General features: G+C 64.2%; 14 protein-coding genes and 1 pseudogene. 4 read left to right on the top strand and 11 right to left on the bottom strand.

Annotated elements, in window-relative coordinates:
• Positions 1–15 precede the first annotated feature (15 nt).
• Positions 16–1,359, bottom strand: a complete 1,344-nt coding sequence (locus tag SB764_RS33515; RefSeq protein WP_410866026.1) for an MFS transporter — start codon at positions 1,357–1,359, stop codon at positions 16–18.
• Between the two features lie 75 nt (positions 1,360–1,434).
• The gene (locus tag SB764_RS33510; protein ID WP_410866025.1) at positions 1,435–2,712 is read right to left on the bottom strand and encodes an oxidoreductase; all 1,278 of its coding nucleotides are present in this window, start codon (positions 2,710–2,712) and stop codon (positions 1,435–1,437) included.
• A 238-nt stretch (positions 2,713–2,950) separates the two neighbouring features.
• On the opposite strand from SB764_RS33510, the gene SB764_RS33505 reads away from it, so the two are divergent.
• Positions 2,951–4,771, top strand: a complete 1,821-nt coding sequence (locus SB764_RS33505; protein ID WP_410866024.1) for a tetratricopeptide repeat protein — start codon at positions 2,951–2,953, stop codon at positions 4,769–4,771.
• On the opposite strand, the gene SB764_RS33500 is transcribed toward SB764_RS33505, so the two are convergent.
• The 3 genes from SB764_RS33500 to SB764_RS33490 all read right to left on the bottom strand — a co-directional run bounded on the left by SB764_RS33500 (position 4,768) and on the right by SB764_RS33490 (position 7,925).
• On the bottom strand, positions 4,768–5,313 hold the full coding sequence (locus SB764_RS33500; RefSeq protein ID WP_410866068.1) for a flavin reductase family protein: 546 nt from the start codon (positions 5,311–5,313) through the stop codon (positions 4,768–4,770). The genes SB764_RS33505 and SB764_RS33500 overlap by 4 nt on opposite strands.
• Before the next feature lie 234 nt (positions 5,314–5,547).
• Positions 5,548–6,759 carry a hypothetical protein gene (locus SB764_RS33495; protein WP_410866023.1) on the bottom strand — a complete coding sequence of 404 codons (1,212 nt, stop codon included), beginning with the start codon at positions 6,757–6,759 and terminating at the stop codon, positions 5,548–5,550.
• A gap of 173 nt (positions 6,760–6,932) precedes the next feature.
• A complete protein-coding gene (locus tag SB764_RS33490; RefSeq protein WP_410866022.1) occupies positions 6,933–7,925 on the bottom strand; it encodes a DNA-binding protein in 993 nt (330 codons plus the stop codon).
• Positions 7,926–8,003: 78 nt separating this feature from the next.
• On the opposite strand from SB764_RS33490, the gene SB764_RS33485 reads away from it, so the two are divergent.
• Both SB764_RS33485 and SB764_RS33480 read left to right on the top strand, forming a co-directional pair.
• The gene (locus tag SB764_RS33485; protein WP_410866021.1) at positions 8,004–8,408 is read left to right on the top strand and encodes a type II toxin-antitoxin system VapB family antitoxin; all 405 of its coding nucleotides are present in this window, start codon (positions 8,004–8,006) and stop codon (positions 8,406–8,408) included.
• Positions 8,369–8,809 carry a PIN domain nuclease gene (locus SB764_RS33480; protein WP_410866020.1) on the top strand — a complete coding sequence of 147 codons (441 nt, stop codon included), beginning with the start codon at positions 8,369–8,371 and terminating at the stop codon, positions 8,807–8,809. Before SB764_RS33485 ends, SB764_RS33480 begins: the two co-directional genes overlap by 40 nt.
• Before the next feature lie 57 nt (positions 8,810–8,866).
• On the opposite strand, the gene SB764_RS33475 is transcribed toward SB764_RS33480, so the two are convergent.
• Positions 8,867–11,323, bottom strand: a complete 2,457-nt coding sequence (locus SB764_RS33475; protein ID WP_410866019.1) for a TOTE conflict system archaeo-eukaryotic primase domain-containing protein — start codon at positions 11,321–11,323, stop codon at positions 8,867–8,869.
• A gap of 80 nt (positions 11,324–11,403) precedes the next feature.
• Here SB764_RS33475 and SB764_RS33470 point away from each other — a divergent pair, with 80 nt between their 5' ends.
• Positions 11,404–12,381: a site-specific integrase gene (locus SB764_RS33470; protein ID WP_410866018.1), complete on the top strand. Its 978-nt coding sequence runs from the start codon at positions 11,404–11,406 to the stop codon at positions 12,379–12,381.
• Between the two features lie 67 nt (positions 12,382–12,448).
• On the opposite strand, the gene SB764_RS33465 is transcribed toward SB764_RS33470, so the two are convergent.
• The 5 genes and pseudogenes from SB764_RS33465 to SB764_RS33445 form a co-directional block, all read right to left on the bottom strand.
• Positions 12,449–12,637, bottom strand: coding sequence for a hypothetical protein (locus SB764_RS33465; RefSeq protein ID WP_410866017.1), 189 nt, complete (start codon positions 12,635–12,637; stop codon positions 12,449–12,451).
• A 96-nt stretch (positions 12,638–12,733) separates the two neighbouring features.
• Positions 12,734–13,019: pseudogene (locus SB764_RS33460) on the bottom strand (GntR family transcriptional regulator); the annotation flags it as partial.
• On the bottom strand, positions 12,985–14,073 hold the full coding sequence (locus SB764_RS33455; protein ID WP_410866016.1) for an ABC transporter ATP-binding protein: 1,089 nt from the start codon (positions 14,071–14,073) through the stop codon (positions 12,985–12,987). The pseudogene SB764_RS33460 and the gene SB764_RS33455, both read right to left, overlap by 35 nt.
• 48 nt (positions 14,074–14,121) lie before the next feature.
• Positions 14,122–14,916, bottom strand: coding sequence for an ABC transporter permease (locus SB764_RS33450; RefSeq protein ID WP_410866015.1), 795 nt, complete (start codon positions 14,914–14,916; stop codon positions 14,122–14,124).
• Position 14,917: 1 nt separating this feature from the next.
• Positions 14,918–15,802: an ABC transporter permease gene (locus SB764_RS33445; protein WP_336754320.1), complete on the bottom strand. Its 885-nt coding sequence runs from the start codon at positions 15,800–15,802 to the stop codon at positions 14,918–14,920.
• Between the last annotated feature and the right edge of the window lie 75 nt (positions 15,803–15,877).

Raw genomic sequence — 15,877 nt, 5'->3', positions numbered from 1 at the left:
ATGCGGGTAGGTGTTTTAGTTGTTTCCCGTTTCGGCACCGACGAACGTGGGCCGGCGCGCTGTCTCGCGCGCCCTGGGCGGCGCGGCGAGCGAGACGGCCAGGGTCGCGACCACCGAGAGCGAAATGCACACGGCGAACACCGGCGAATAGCTGCCGGTACGGTCGAATACCGCGCCGGCGGCTCCAACCAGGAACGCACCCGACACCGTGCCGACGGCCATCATCAGACCCAGCAGTTGCGGAAACACGTTCGCGCCGAAGTAGTTGCCAAGCAGGGCCATCAGGCAGACCTGCGAGGCGCCGTAACCGAGCCCCACGGGCACGGCGAACATCCACAACCCCGCGTCGCCCTGCGGATGAACGGCAAGAATCAGCCCTGAGGTGAGCAGCGCGGTGGCCACTGCGCCGATACGCTGAATGGGAAAGCGGTCGCCCAGCACGCCGGCCAGCACATTGCCCGCGAGCGAAGCCGACACCATGATGGAAACGGCAAGCGCAGCACTGGCCGACGAATAGCCGCTGTCGCGCAGATGCACGACGCCGTGGGCCATCATGAGCATCCAGTCGAAGCCGACCACGCACATGTAAAGCATGATGAGCCAGTAGGACCGCTCGCCCAGCGCTTCACGCCATGTCGAAAACGCCGGCGCCGTGAGCCCGGACGCGGCAGGAAAAGGCGCAACGACAGCGCCTTCGCCGGCCGGTTCGTCGCGCCGGATGGCGAACGCCGCGATCAGGAACGCGAGGAGCGCGAAACCGAACATCACATACCAGCCCGCACGCCATTCGCCGCCGTCCAGAACAATGGCCTTCTCGAGGAAGGGAGCGGCGATCATGCCGCCCACGTCGATTGCCGAAAATACGATGGACACGGCAAGCGCGCGCCGGTCGGGGAACCATTTCGCCACGGCGGCCTGCGCCGGCAGCAGCCCCGAACAGGCCACGCCGCTGCCCACCAGCAGGCCGAAGACGAGCGGAAACTGCCAGGCGTTCGTCACCACCTGGGCCATGGTGAGCGTGCCGACCGCGAGCAACGCCGTTCCGGCGAGGATCACGCGCTTCACGCCCGCGCGCCGAACACCCATCGCGATGATCGGTCCGGGCGCGCCCATCATGAGAATGAAAACACCGAAGCCCATGCCGATGACGGTCCGGTCGAAGTGCAGCGCGTCCGCCATGTGCGCGTTCACCACGCTTGCGCCGATGCTGGGCAGCGCGGCCGCGAAGACGACGATGACCCAGAGTGCTGCGATCAAACGCCACCGGTAGGTGCCACGGCGCTGCGGCTGCATAACCGGTTGCGTAATGGTCTGCGCCCGATTGCCCGGCGAAGACGAACCATCCTGAAGGGAACTCACACATGTCTCCTACGTTGTCGTTTTTTACTGACTGTTTAGTGCAACGCCTCGTGAGCGAGGCATAAGAACGGCGTATCAGCCTGCTGCCTTGGGACCTGCCACGTCAGGCAAGCCGCCGGCAAACATGCCGAACGGAGGGCGTCCGAGCAGATGACGGCCGTAGATCTCGCCGAGCGGATCGACACGCACGGCGCCGTGCAGATTCGCCACGCGGATATCGCGCACGAAGCGTTGAATCGGATTGGTATCGCGCGCCGTGGACGACCCGAGACACAGCTGGATCATGCCGACCGCGTCGTCGCACATCTTTGCGCCATACGCCGTGTGCATGGTCATCTGCGATTCCGCTTCGGCGGTAATGGCCGTGCCTTCCAGCGCCGAGCGGTCCACCGTTTCGGCGTAGCGCTGAATGAGCGCCTGGGCCGCGCCGATCATGGCGTCGGCCTTGGCCGCTACGACCTGGGTGGACGGCATGTCCGCCACCGTGTCGTAAGGCAGATTGAACGGCTTGAGTTTCTGCGTCTGTTCCATAAAACATTCCAGCGCGCCCTTTGCCATGCCGTGAGCGATCGCCATGACCGTGAGGTGCGTGACGAGCATCAGGCCCCGTGCATCGACGCGATAAGCGATGCCGCGGTACTTGCCATTCAGCGCATCCATGCGCGGTCCCAGTTCGGCGAGGTCGAGATAGCGATGCGCCGGCACGAACACCTCCTCGCGCGCCGTGACGCTGTTGCTGCAGGTGCCGCGCATGCCCATGACGTGCCAGTCGTCGAGAATTTCGTACTGGCCGCGCTTGAGCAGGGCCATGCCGCGACGCACCGCGCCATCCGCTCCTGCCATTTCCACGCCCACCGTTACCCAGCCTGCGTGCTTGCAGCCGCTGCCGAAGTGCCACGTGCCCTTCACCATGTACCCGTCCTCCACAGCGCGGGCCTCGCCCACGCGCGTCGAGAAGACAGAAGCCCCCGCGGCGAGCGGCCCTTGCCACCTATCGCGTTCGGCGAACACCTCTTCCACGGCCTGTTCGGGAAAGGGCAGAAGATTGCGCGTGCCGCCAGCGACGAAAGCCATCCACCCAGCCGCGCCGTCGGCCCGGCCGATTTCCGACACGATGTCCACGACGTCGCGAATACCGAGCGCGTATCCGCCCAGTTCGACGGGCGTCGTCAGCTTGAACGCGCCGGCCAGCGTCAGCGCTTCGAGCGTCGGGGCCGGCACGGCGCCCGCGGCTTCGCCCGCGAGCGCGTGCTGCCGGATGAGCGGCACCAGTTCGGTCATCCGGTGGCGTAGCTCGCGCCCGGTCTCGGTCGTCAGATCGAAGCTTGTGTTCGGGAAAAACGGCGCAGTCATGTGATGAATATCCTTTGGAAAAAATTGGGCCGTCATGCGGCTGGTCTGGATGCCTGAATGTGCATCTCCACCCGTTGCATTTGAAGTCACAACACGTCTAAGCGCGACGTCTCAACGGCGACGCGTGCAATACGTCGTAATGACGAGGGGGCCGAACGTGGTGTTTTCCCGGCTGGGCTGCAGAGGATGGACTCTCTAGCATCGGAATCCGGACTCACGGATTGGCGGGAACATCGAGGTGGAAAGCAGCGGCGCGATCATTCGTTCTCACCCCGCCGAGGGGAACACGCCCGACGAACGGGAAGTTCGCGACGAGCTGGCGCGCGTGCTGAAGAGTCAATGCTTCGCGACGTCGGGGCGCATGCGCGCGCTGCTCGACTACCTTGTCAACGAGACGCTGCAAGGGCGCGGTGACCGCCTTAAGGAATACACAATCGGTATCGAGGTCTTCGACCGCGGCACGGATTTCGATCCGCGCATCGAAACGGTCGTGCGAACCGAGGCATGGCGTCTGCGCTCGCGCCTTTCCCTTTATTACCAGACCGAGGGGGCGCACAATCCTGTCCGTATCGAACTGGCGAAGCGCTCGTTCGCGACGGCGGCGCATCGCGTCGCGGCCTCCACACGTGCCCTCGCCTTCGCCGACCTGCCGCCACAGCACATTGCGCGGCTCGCCGTCCTCCCCTTTGCCGTAGCGGACGACACGCCCGACGTCCGCCACTTCGCCGCGAGCCTCGCCGACGAAACGAGCCACGCGCTCGCGCGTTTGCCGCGCATCGAAGTGCTCGCGCGCTCGTTGTGCCGCACCATGCCGGCCACCCCAGCTTCCATCGGCGAGACCGTGCAACGGCTTGACGTCGACTGGATCGTGGAGGGCAGCGTGCGCCGTTCAGGCTCCCGCACACGCGTGCTCCTGCAACTGGTGGAGAAGGCAAGCGGCTGCCAGGTCTGCGCTCACGCGATCGAACTGGACTGGAACGACGGGCTGCCCCGCGTGGAAGATACGGCGGCGGCGCTCGTCACCGAACTCGCGAAAAGCGAAAGAATCTGGCAGACGCCGCTGGCCGAAGCGTTCGTCGAGGACGTCTGCCCGGGTTCCGACCTGAGGCAGCTGCTTCGCTTCGGGACGGGCGGCTCGCCATCGGTGGTCGATGTCTTGCGCCGCGGCATCGGGTGGCTCGAAGGCCGCTTGCAGCGCGACCCGCACGAAGCCGCCATGCACGCGAGCATGGCCAACCTCCTCGCGACCTTCGTGTCGATCGTGCCGGGTTCGAGCGCAGACCTCATGCCGCGCCTGAAACGCTCGGCCATGGCCGCCACCACGACGCCGCGCAGCGGAACGCGCGGACTCGTCGCGCTGGGAATCGCTTCGCTCTTCGTCTGCGACTGGGCGGCGGCTCAAGATGCTCTGGATCGCGCCATCCGCCTCTCTCCCGACGATAGCGGCGCGCGCATGTGTCTCGGCCTGCTTCACCTTCAAACAGGCAAGCTGGGCGAAGCGCTCGACAACATGCGGGAAGCGCGCGATCTGCATCCGTTGTCGGCCACCGTAACGGGATCTCTCGCTGCGGTCTTGATGAATAGCCGTCGCTACGGCGAAGCAATGGAGCTTGCGCGCCGGGCCGTCGCACTGGACAGCGACTTTCAGCCTGCCCACGTGCTGCTCGCCGACGCCATGCTGTGGGATGGCCGTATCTCGCAGGCCTTGGGACGGTTCGAGGAAATCAGCCAGCTGGATGGCCGCAGCGCGTTCGGCCTCGGGAAAATGGGCTACGCGTATGGCAAGACGGGCAACGGGCCGAAGGCACGCGCGATTCTCGATGAACTCGACAGTCGGGACGACGATCCAGGCCGCGTGCTGATGGCCAAGGCGCAGATCCATCTCGGCCTTGGCCATCAGCACGCGGCCTTTGAGCATCTGGACGCGGCGCTGGGCGCACCGACCGCGCCGGAACTGCTGCTTCGCACCGCGCCGCAATTCGACCCGCTGCGGGCCGATCCGCGCTTCGCAAGGCTGCTCGCCCGGCTCGGCCTGACCGCCTGCCGGGCGGACAGTTAGACGGCGAGCGCGCCGCCTGTCTCGCGCAGCGGCAGGGCCGAGGCATCGGCGCTCGCAAGCCGCCTGTATTGCCCGCCGTGAAAGACGAGGGGCGCCGCGTCCTGCCGTTGCGTGAACGAGCGGACCTCGCCAAGAAAGATGGCATGGTCGCCACCGTCGTACTGAACGGCGCGTTCACATTGCAGCCAGCCCACACATCCCTCGATCAGCGGGGTATCGCCTATGCCATTTCGGGTTGGAACACCGGCGAAGCGGTCGATTCCCCGGCTTGCGAATCGGCCCGAAAGCGCCTCCTGCTCTTGCGCAAGAATGTGAATCGCCCAATAGCGCGCCGCGGCGAACGCCGCATACGACGACGAACTGCGCGCAAGGCTCCACAGCACGAGTGGCGGGTCGAGCGAAACGGAGCTGAAGCTGTTAGCGGTAATGCCAACCGCACGCCCATCGGGGCTCCGTGTGGTGATGATAGTAACGCCCGTTGCGAACTGCCCCAATACGCGGCGAATGGCGGCGGGTTCGATTGCGGCAAAAGGCTTTGTCATTGCTGAACGCTCCGTGTTGATCGGGCTTATCGTCAGCCGGATCTTCACGTCGCGGAAGTCACGAGACGTCTCTTGGGGGGCGAACAAGGTAAGCACAATTTCCTATCATAGGCGTCCAAGTTATTATGACTTGGTCAAATCGCCGAAAATTGGCATATATGCCGGGCGCGCACATCTGGGCTCAGAGTTCATCCCAGATTTGCGGAAATGATGCAGCAGGTCAGGCCAGGGAGGCTAAGACTTGGGTTGCCACAAATACCCCGCTTTTTCCAGCCGGGCAAGCCAGGCTCCCCGCTTGCCATGACTTGACATCAATTGCGCCAGACGACGCCGGAATACGGCATCCCGCCTGGCGTTTTCATACGCTTCGGCGAGATCCTGCAACTTCTGGAATGCCTGATCGTAGGCGCTGCCCGTTGTGCGTCGCAGTTGTGCATCGATGCTTGACCACGCCGTGTCTTCCTGCTCGAGAAGGGATGTGAGGTACCGTGTGCGTTCCTCACGACGACGGGCCTCCGCCGCCTGGCGTGCTTGCTGCTCCCTTTTTTCACGGATGGCACGATGAGAGGCGACCCTTGATTCGATTTCGGATATTCGACGGCGCCTAGGCAAATTCAATTGCTTTGCATTCCTACCCTTCTCCCATTTGAGAAAAGCGTTTCGAAGCGTTCTCTCCGCTTCACGGCTGCGTCCTTGTAGCAGCATGCGCAGTTTCGCCCGCGTTTCCTCAACCGGCAACTCACGTAACCAGGGATCAAGGCGACGGTCTTCGCTCCCACTGGATTCTGGGGCCAGTAATGACGGGCTGGCCTCGGCGGCGGCGGCGGCGGCGAGCCAATCCGCATCCAGCATCAGAAACTCGGCCAGTGCTACCTGTGCGGGCGTCAACGCCTGTAATCCCGCAGGCACCGGCGGTTCGGTTTCGTCATCGTGTAGCTCATCATTCCCGAGTCGGGCAAGCCACCCAAGATAAAGCGGGCGAGCATCGCCGCCGAGCAGCTCGTCGCGTACTGGCAGCAGGCGCGTCATCCACCCCGCACCATCCATCTCCTCCGAGAAGCGGGCGTGTTCGCCCGAGTCATCGTCGAACGACCAGTCGAGGATGCACCAGTCATCGACGTCCATGGCCTCGAATGCTTTCTCGAAACGGGAGCGCCTCTTTCGTCCCGCCTTGACGTAGTCGCCGATGGTCGCCGCGTCAAACGTCCCGTGCGGCAGGCGAAGAAGCAGGCGGCAGCTCCCCCAGTTGGAGGAGTAGACGTGGGCATCGAAATATTGCTGTACCCACTCGAGCGGGTCGCCCTTGAGATTTCCCCAGTGATATTCGTTGACGAAGCTTGAGGCGGTGATCGTGGCCCGCGTGGAGAAACTGCGCAACTCTGCCTGCTGGGTCGCCGTAAGCAGCTGGTCGACGCATGCAAGCTCGTAGTATTGGTATTCGCTCATGCCTGATTCCCGTAGCGAAGCGCATGGAAGAGAAGAAGGTGAATGTGCTGGTGCGCAACCCGCCGGAGCCATGAAACTCCGGGCCGACGCGAAAGCCGGAATGCTTCATGGCAAGCGCCGAAAGGCGTGCGCGTTGCCATTCTGACGTCCTTTCGGCACGCGATGCGGCGCTTTCAGCCAGCCGCGTCCGCGCCGCCCAGCCGCATCCGGTAGTCCACCAGGAGCTGCTGCTGCGCTTCGAGCTGCGCGGCCAGCTTAGTGAGGTCTGCGCGGAGCAAGTCGCGAGCCTCGCGTAGCTGGAGCAGCTCGGCTGCCCGCGCATCGGCTGCCGCCTGCGCCGCGTCGCGCTCGGCCTCCGCGCGCGCCCGATCGGTGAGCGCACGATTGAGGGTGGACTGCAGCGCCTCGCCATGCGCCTGCTGATCGCGTGCGAGCCGGGTCGTGGCCGTCGCTTCTGCGACGAGCCGCGCGTTGTCCCGGTTCAACTGTGTGATCTCGTTCTGCCGGACGATGGCCGTCTGGTTCGCCTGACGTAGCTCAGCCTGCACCTGCTGGACCTGCTGCTCATGTCGGTGCGCTTCCTGTTCGCGCTGCTCGCGCGCGGCCGTGCGGAAGTGCTCAAGGGCATCGCGCGCATGCATGAGCTTGGCCTCAAGCGACAGGCGGAAGCCTTCCTGCTCGGCAAGGCGCTCGGTCTGGTCGCCTACCTGCTGGGTGAGCCGCTCGACGTCCAGGTCGCGCTGATGCAGTGCCACGCGAGTCCCGGCGTGCGCCTCCTGCTCCGCACAAAGGGCAGCGGTCGCGCCAGAGAGTAGCTCCCGCGCCGTGGCCAGCTCGGCGCCGAGCCTTGCGATTTCGGACTGCGCCTGCTGGCGCTGCGCGGCCGCAGCGGCGGCCTGCTGTTCGACGAGGGCGTGTGCTTCTTCGTGCAGGCGGGCCGCGAGCCGGGCCGCCAGATCCTGGATCGCGTCCGAGAGCGACCCGGCGCGTGTGAGTGAGGCGCCCTCATCTTCCTCCAGTTCCTTCAGGTACCGGTGGATCGTGGTTTTCGAGCCCGTGTTGCCGAGCGCGATACGTATCGCGTCGATCGATGTGTGCTGCCCCTGCGCGAGCAACGCGTCGCGGGCGCGCTTTACGTCCATGCGTGTAAGACCGGTACGGGCCATCTGCTTCTTCGCTCGAATATCGTACTGTATTACGTACCATGTATATACGTGTCACTGCATGCGGCCAAGAGCGGCCTGATGTGGGCATTACTGGCCTGCGATAAAGGCGGATTATCCAGTGTGACGGTCCGAATCCGGCTTGTTCCGCCGCACAACCGGTACGAAATATGGAAATGGACGATCTCCGGGGGATTGCTGGTCAAATTGGGATGTCGCAACCCGGAGCGTGGACCACAAGCGTTTGATGTGTATAATTTAATTTTTTTATACACATTTACGAGGCGCGCCATGCGTACCAATATCGAGATCGACGACCGGTTGATGGCCGAAGCGCTTGCCGCAACGGGCATCCGGACCAAACGTGAAGCGGTCGAGCTCGGCCTGAAAACGATCATCCGGCTCAAGCAGCAGGAGCAGATTCGCCAGTTCCGCGGCAAATTACCGTGGGAAGGCGACCTGGATGCAATGAGGCGCGATCAGTGATACTCGTCGATTCAAGCGTGTGGATCGACTACTTCCGGGGGCTGGCTTCACCCCAAGCCAGCAGACTGGATGCCCTGCTAGGCCGGGAGGTGCTGGTCACCGGCGACCTGATCGTCGCCGAGGTGCTACAGGGATTTGCCGCCGAGTCGGCGTTCAATACTGCCCGGCAGCTGATGACGACGCGATTCGATGTCGTCTCGCTGGTGGGGCCGGATAACGCCATTCAGGCGGCCCGGAATTACCGTATCTTGCGAGCGCAGGGCGTAACGATCCGCAAAACCATCGATACGCTGATCGCGACGTGGTGCATTGAAAACGGTGCGCCGCTGCTCTTCAGCGACCGGGATTTCGATCCGTTCGTCGAGCACCTCGGTCTTCAGTCTGCAATGCGCGACGACTAACGTGCCGGTGACAGCAAACAGCAAGAAACGATAGGGAATACGAATTCACCACCGGTTTCAGGCCAACTGGAGCTGGATATCTTCTCCGGGCGTGCGGACCTGATAGCCCATTGCCCGGTAGCCGCGCTGGCGTTTCTCCCACATGCGCTGCAACACCGGATGGCCGCCATCCGCATAATCGATCACCCGTACGCCGGTCTTGCCCGCATGCTCGCGGTGCAGCCGGCCGGCGTACTGCTGCAGCGTGCCCCTCCACGCAACCGGCATGGCCAGCACCAGCGTGTCCAGCGCCGGATGGTCGAAGCCTTCACCTACGAGCCTGCCAGTCGCCAGCACCACGCGGGGCGTGTCACCGGCCAGCGCGTCAAGGGCAGCCAGCTGTGCCACCCGCGCTTTCCGGCCGAGGCGACCGTGCAGCACGAACAGCGGTTGTACCGTGTCTTGCAGCATCTGCTGCAGGCTTTCGAGATGGTCCGTCCGCTCGGTGAGAACCAGCACGTTCCGCCCCTGCCCGTACAGTTCACGTACAGCCGCCGCGATCATCTGCGTGCGCGGGGTGTCCTGCGCGAGCTGAGCGAACACCGCCTGGATTGGCGCGTCGGCCGCGACGTCCACTGCGGAGGTGAGCCTTTGCGGGAAGACCTCAAGCACCTGCGGCGCGCCAGCGGGCGATTTCGCCGCATGCCGGATCGGTCCACACAGCATGAACATCACCGGTTGCTGGCTGTCGCGCCGCACCGGCGTCGCCGTCAGGCCGAGCACGTAGCGTGCATTGACGCCCTTTAGCACGGCCTCGAAGGAATCCGCGGAGATGTGATGACATTCATCGACGATGACATGGCCGTAACGCCGCAACAGCTCGCCGCGAGCACCATCGGGTGCCACGGATTGCAGCATCGCGACATCGATCCGGCCCGTCGCCTTCGACTTGCCGCCGCCGATCGTGCCGATCTCGCGCGCGTCGAGTGCGAGAAACGACTGCAGGCGCTCGCGCCACTGGTCAAGCAGCTCCCGGCGGTGCACAAGCACGAGCGTGTTGACGCCTCGCTGCGCGATCATCGCGGCCGCCGTCACGGTCTTGCCGAACGCCGTCGGCGCATGCAGGATGCCGGTGTCGTGTCGCAGCAAGTCGGTGACGGCCGCTTGCTGGTCATCGCGCAACGTGCCGGCAAACGGAACTGCAAGCGGCTCGCCGGTGCAGCGCTCGTCGCGGACGTCGCAGGCGATGTCGTTATCGCGCAGTAGCGTCATGACGTCGTCAAGGCATCCGCGCGGCAATGCAATGTGGCGCGGGCAGTTCTCGGCGCGCCCAATGATGCGTGGCTTGTCCCATACGCTGAAGCCGCGCGCCTGGGCCCGGTAGAACTCCGGATTCTGGAAGGCGGCCAGCCGGATGAGCCGGTTGAGCAGTGCCTGCGGAAGCTGCGCCTTTTCAAGATAAAGCTGGTTCGCGAGCGTCAGTGTGAGCGACGCCGGCATCGTTCCGGCCAGCCGCTTCGGCTGCGCGGGTGCTGGCTTCCACGGTTCGGCCTGGTCCTCCTCGGAGATGAACGCGACGTCGAGCGGGTGCGCACCGCCCGTGGCGCGAAAGATCACCCCCTCGATGTCCCGGCCGTCCATGGTTTGCACGGACGCGAGATACGACCACTGGTCAGCGTACGGCTGAAAGCCGTCATCGACAAACACGCTCCAGCCATGTTCGCGTGGCTGCTTCTGCAGCGGCAGGGCGATGAGGTTACCGAAGCCGCCTTTGGGCAGCACATCCTGGTTCGGGAAGAGCCGGTCATAGGACGTCAGTTCGAGCTGACGGGTCCGGGTACAGGTGTGGCTGATGATGGCTGAGCCCATCCGTCGCGCGTCACGTGCAGCAACGGCCGACGAGAAGAAGATCCACGCGTGAGCGCCGTTGCCTGAACGCGAGATTTCGAGCGATACGGGCACGTCCATCTCGAGGCAGGATTGCCGGAATGCCTGCGCATCTTCACGCCAGCCTTCCTCGTCGAAGTCGACAGCGAGCAGGTAGCAGGTGCCGTCCGGCATTAGTGGATAGAGGCCCACTGTGCGATCGCCGGCCAGGTGCGTATAGACGACCTGGTCGTCCAGCGTCAGCAGTACACGATGCCCGCAGTCGGCACACCGGATGCGGGGCTTTTCGCAGATCCCGGCGCGCCATTCGTTGGCGCACGCCGGCGCGTAGCCGGATTTTCCGGAGTTGCGGCTTTCCCAGCGTAGCGGATAGACATCCGTGCGGCCGCGAAACAGCCGCCGGAAAAGTTGTACCTTCTGCTCAGGCGAAAGTACGGGGGCGCCCGTGCTTCGCACTGCTGGCGATGGCGTGCTCCGGGCCACCCGCACGGGCTTTGCCTGCGCCGGCAGCAGGGCGGTGAGCCGCGCGATTTCGGCCTGCAGGCGGGTGAGTTCCGCGAGCAGTTCCGCGCGCGTGGAATTTTCCCAGTCTGCCTGTAGCACATTGCCTTCGTTCATTGCTTCACCGGCCGAAACCCTGGCTTCCATCGAGCACGCCGGCTGGCGCACACGTTCGTTGTTGCATATCATCGTCTCCGATACAGATCACCTGATTTTACCCACGAGCCATGTCTGCCATCGATCGCTACGTCGAAGCCGCGACGCGCGAAAACACCAGGCGCAGTTACCAGTCGTCGCTCCGGCATTTCGAGGTTGAATGGGGCGGTTTTCTGCCCGCGAGCGCTGACATGATCGCGCGGTACCTTGCGGATCACGCAGAAACCCTGTCTATCAATACCCTGCGCTCGCGGCTTGCAGCGCTCGCGCAATGGCATCAGACGCAGGGTTTTCCGGATCCGACGAAGGCACCGCATGTACGCAAGGTTCTCAGAGGCATCGTTGCGCTGCATCCCGCAACCGAGAAGCGGGCGAAGCCCATGCAGCTCGCGCAGCTCGAAAAGCTCACAGCCTGGCTCGATGAGCAGATCGCCAGGGTAGCAGACGAGCGCGAGCGCCTCGCGTGCATTCGCAACCGGGCCCTGGTGCGGCTGGGCTTCTGGCGCGGCTTTCGCTCCGACGAACTCAGTCGGCTGCGGATCGAGCACGTAGCCGTTGAGGCGGGCCGCGGCATGACACTGTACCTGCCGCGCACGAAAGGCGACCGCGCGCAGCTGGGCACGACCTTCAAGGCCCCGGCGCTTTCACGCCTGTGTCCGGTGACGGCTTACGAGGCGTGGATTGCGGCGGCCGGCCTGACGGAGGGGCCCGTGTTCCGGGGCATTGACCGCTGGGGAAACATCAGCGACGAGGGACTGCATGCGGGCAGCTTCGTGCCGCTGTTGCGTGCGCTTTTCCAGGCGGCAGGCCTGGCCGCGCCGGACAGCTACAGCAGCCATTCGCTACGGCGGGGCTTCGCAACGTGGGCCAACTCGAACGGCTGGGATCTGAAAATGCTGATGCAGTACGTTGGCTGGAAAGACGTGCGTTCGGCGATGCGCTACATCGACGCCGCCGATCCGTTCGCGCAACACCGCATCGAATCGGCACTTGCAACGCCAGGCACGGCCGTGCAGGAACGACCCGTCATCGCATTGCTTGCAGCATAGTTGCTGGATCGGGGCGTCACTCCACGCTCCTCTGACGGATACGTACCGGGGGAGATTCGCTTTCAGCTCAATCGCGATCCGGGCCTGCCATATCTTCATGACGGAGCGCTTCGAGCGGGCGCAGTGCATCACGGATCGATAAAAGCCCGGCGACAAAGTGATCGATCTGGTCGAGCACACCCTCGATCTGTTCGACAATCGACGCGTCCCGGGTTGTTGCCGCGAAGCTCGCACCGTTGACGAGCGCATGCGCCATACCGTGCAGGCGCAGCAGATCGTCCCGCAGGCCTTCCGGATCGTTAAGGCCCGTGCGCTGGGAAGTCTGCTTCTGTTACGGCTCGCGTTACGCGGACGCGGCAATCGGCCGCTGATTCGGCGGCGTATCGACCAGCCCTTCCGTTTCCAGGTGACGCAGCACTTCACGCGCCACCGTGCGGCTCACGCCGAGTTCTTCGCACAGGGTGCACTCCACCAGCCGGTCGCCCGAATAGTGGAGCGAGTCGAAGATCGCGCTGCGCACTTTCTTCGAGCGCAAGTTCACGCAGCGTGGCGGTGCGCCGCTTGACTTTCAGGGAAGGTGGGATCACGCCTTGCCGTAACCGTTCAAGCCTGCGCGAAGAAACGCGTGTCGCGCGTATCCCAGTCGATCCACGCCTGCGTGCCGATCACGAGGCCGCTGTCGCGATGCTCGCCCACCGCCATCCGCACGGACATATCCTGTTCCCACGGCGTAGTCACGGAGTAGTGCATCGCGTCGCCGAGATACGTGATGTCGCGCACGGTGACGGGGAGGCCGACGCTGCTCGCCGCCCTCTCGGCTGCGCGAATGCGGATCTGCTCGGGGCGCACCATCAGCGTGCCGTCCTTGCCGACGGCTAGCCCCATGTCGCCCGCCGCCGAGACCGCATGGCCGCTCGGAAACACCGCGCTCGACTGCGCCGCGTCGCGCGCCGTGACCCTGACCGGCAGAAAGTTGGAATTGCCGATGAAGTTCGCCACGAACCGCGAAGCCGGATTCGCGTAAAGCTCTTCACCAGTGCCGCATTGTTCGATGCAGCCTTTGTTGAACACCGCGATACGGTCGGACAGACGCAGCGCTTCCTCCTGGTCGTGCGTCACGTAGAGAATCGTCACACCGGTTTCCTGGTGGATGCGGCGCAGTTCCAGTTGAATCTCTTCACGCAGTTTCTTGTCGAGCGCGGAGAGCGGTTCGTCCATCAGCAGCACTGGCGGGTCGTAAGCGAGCGCACGCGCAATCGCCACCCGCTGCTGCTGGCCGCCCGAGAGTTGCGCGGGCATGCGGTCGCGAAACTCGCCGAGATGCACGAGTTCCAGCATCTGATCCACCTTCTTGCGGATTTCCGCTTCGGGGCGGCGGCGCACGCGCAGCGGAAATCCCACGTTCTGTCCGACCGTCAAATGTGGAAACAGCGTGTAGCGCTGAAACACCATGCCGATGTTGCGCCTGTTTGGCGCGACGGAAAGCAGCGGCTTGGCGTCCAGCAGCACGCGGCCTTCGGTCGGCTCCTGGAAGCCCGCAACGATGTAGAGCGTCGTGCTCTTGCCCGAGCCCGACGGCCCGAGAAACGTCATGAACTCGCCCTTTCGCACATCGAGCGAAATCTGGTCGATGGCGACGACATCGTCGTAAGTCTTGCGCAGACGCTGGATTTGCAGGAATGCGGTGGTCATGGCATCACCTCTGTTAAGGCGTAGTTCGAGTGTCCGTGTATTCGTGTGCTAGCGGACGCGGCGCAACGTGGCGCCCGCCAGCATCAGAATGGTCGTAAGTGCAACGAGCAACGAGGATGCTGCGGCAACCACCGGTGTCAGGTCCTGGCGCAGCGTTGCCCAGATTCGCACCGGTAGCGTCTGCAGCGACGGGCTAGACATGAAGATCGATACCACGACCTCGTCCCACGACGCGAGGAACGCGAAAATCGCGGCGGCGAACAGGCCGAGACGGATCGCGGGCACCGTCACGCGCAGTTTCACTTCGAGCGGCGACGCGCCGCAGATCAGCGCGGCGTCTTCGAGCGCGGTGTCGAAGCTCGCCAGCGAATTACTGATCGAAATGATCGAGAACGGCAGCGCAACGATCAGGTGGCCGATTACGAAACCCGTCATCGTGCCGTTCATGCCGATTCGCAGGAAGAACGCATACAGCGCGACGGCCAGTACCACCACCGGCAGCACCATCGGCGTCAGAAAGAACGCCTTGACGACGTTGCGGCCGCGAAATCTGCCGCGCACCAGCGCAAGCGATGCCAGAAAGCCGATCAGCACGGACAGCACCGTCACGATAACCGCGAGCTTCGCACTGGTGAGCAGCGAGTCGAGCCAGCCGGGATCGGTGAATAGCTGCCGATACCATTCGAGCGTCCAGCCCGGCGGCGGAAAGATCAGCCATTGTGAATCGCCGAACGACAGCGCGACGATGAACACGATCGGCAGCAGCAGAAACAGTGCGACAGCGGCGCCCATCGCCAGAAGCGCATAGCGCAACGCGCCAAGACGGTCGAAATCGAGCAACATCTCATCTGCCTCCGAGACCGTCGCTCGCATTGCGCGTCATCCGCAATTGCAGCGCGTAAAGCGACAGAGTCACCGCGAGCAGCACCAGCGCGGCAGCGCCGGCAAGACCCCAGTTCAGCAGCTCCTGCACAAGTTGCGCGATCAGTTCGGCGAGCATCATGTATTGCGCGCCGCCGAGTAGCGAGGGCGTGACGAAGTAGCCGAGCGCCATCACGAACACCATCAGTGCGCCCGAGGCGATGCCGGGCATGGCGAGCGGCACGAGAATCTGCCAGAACGCCTGCCAGCGGCTCGCACCGCAGACGGCGGCGGCACGCAGCGTGGACGGGTCGATGCTGCGCAGCGTTGCATGGAGCGGCATGATCAGGAAGGGCAGCATGATGTACGTCATGCCGATCGTCACGCCGACCAGGTTGTTGACCAGCGCGAGCGGCTCGTGAATGATGCCGAGCGCCATCAGCATGCGGTTGATGGGTCCGGTGGATTGCAGCAGCACCATCCAAGCGAACGTGCGCGCGAGCAGGTTGGTCCACATGGATAGCAACATCACCGAGAACAGCAGCGAACTCAGCTTGCGCGGCGCAATGGCGAGCAGCCACGCGGTGGGAAAACCAATCGCCACCGTCACTACGGTGACGACGGTCGCGACGAGAAACGTGTTGCCGAACACGCGCAGATACGTGGACGAGCCGAGCAGTTGCTCGTAGTTATGCAGACCCGGCGTCGGCTCGAGCACGCTGCGCAGCAGCAGCGAGAGCACCGGCAGCATGAAGAAAATCACAAGGAGCACGAGCCCCGGTATCAGCAGACGGATGTTGCGCCAGTCGCGCCGCCGACGCGCGGACGGCGCAGGCGGATGCGTGACGCTACTCAATACGTTGGGCATGGGTGCCTCCTGCATGTTCCAGTTCTGGCGTGCGCGGCGTGCGGTGTCTTCACAGGCGCCGAGCGCGCATGCCGT

This window comes from Paraburkholderia sp. SIMBA_027, assembly GCF_046535315.1.
GTDB classification, from domain to species: Bacteria; Pseudomonadota; Gammaproteobacteria; order Burkholderiales; family Burkholderiaceae; genus Paraburkholderia; species Paraburkholderia tropica.
Note: the sequence above shows the minus strand (reverse complement) of the source record. Positions and strands in the feature narration are given on the sequence as shown.

Bases quoted from the DNA above. Each gene is read 5' to 3' on its own strand.
- SB764_RS33495 (WP_410866023.1), bottom strand. From the start codon at position 6,759: ATGAGCGAATACCAATACTACGAGCTTGCATGCGTCGACCAGCTGCTT.
- SB764_RS33485 (WP_410866021.1), top strand. From the start codon at position 8,004: ATGTGGGCATTACTGGCCTGCGATAAAGGCGGATTATCCAGTGTGACG.
- SB764_RS33490 (WP_410866022.1), bottom strand. From the start codon at position 7,925: ATGGCCCGTACCGGTCTTACACGCATGGACGTAAAGCGCGCCCGCGAC.
- SB764_RS33455 (WP_410866016.1), bottom strand. From the start codon at position 14,073: ATGACCACCGCATTCCTGCAAATCCAGCGTCTGCGCAAGACTTACGAC.
- SB764_RS33475 (WP_410866019.1), bottom strand. From the start codon at position 11,323: ATGGAAGCCAGGGTTTCGGCCGGTGAAGCAATGAACGAAGGCAATGTG.
- SB764_RS33500 (WP_410866068.1), bottom strand. From the start codon at position 5,313: ATGACAAAGCCTTTTGCCGCAATCGAACCCGCCGCCATTCGCCGCGTA.
- SB764_RS33445 (WP_336754320.1), bottom strand. From the start codon at position 15,802: ATGCCCAACGTATTGAGTAGCGTCACGCATCCGCCTGCGCCGTCCGCG.
- SB764_RS33470 (WP_410866018.1), top strand. From the start codon at position 11,404: ATGTCTGCCATCGATCGCTACGTCGAAGCCGCGACGCGCGAAAACACC.
- SB764_RS33510 (WP_410866025.1), bottom strand. From the start codon at position 2,712: ATGACTGCGCCGTTTTTCCCGAACACAAGCTTCGATCTGACGACCGAG.
- SB764_RS33450 (WP_410866015.1), bottom strand. From the start codon at position 14,916: ATGTTGCTCGATTTCGACCGTCTTGGCGCGTTGCGCTATGCGCTTCTG.
- SB764_RS33465 (WP_410866017.1), bottom strand. From the start codon at position 12,637: ATGGCGCATGCGCTCGTCAACGGTGCGAGCTTCGCGGCAACAACCCGG.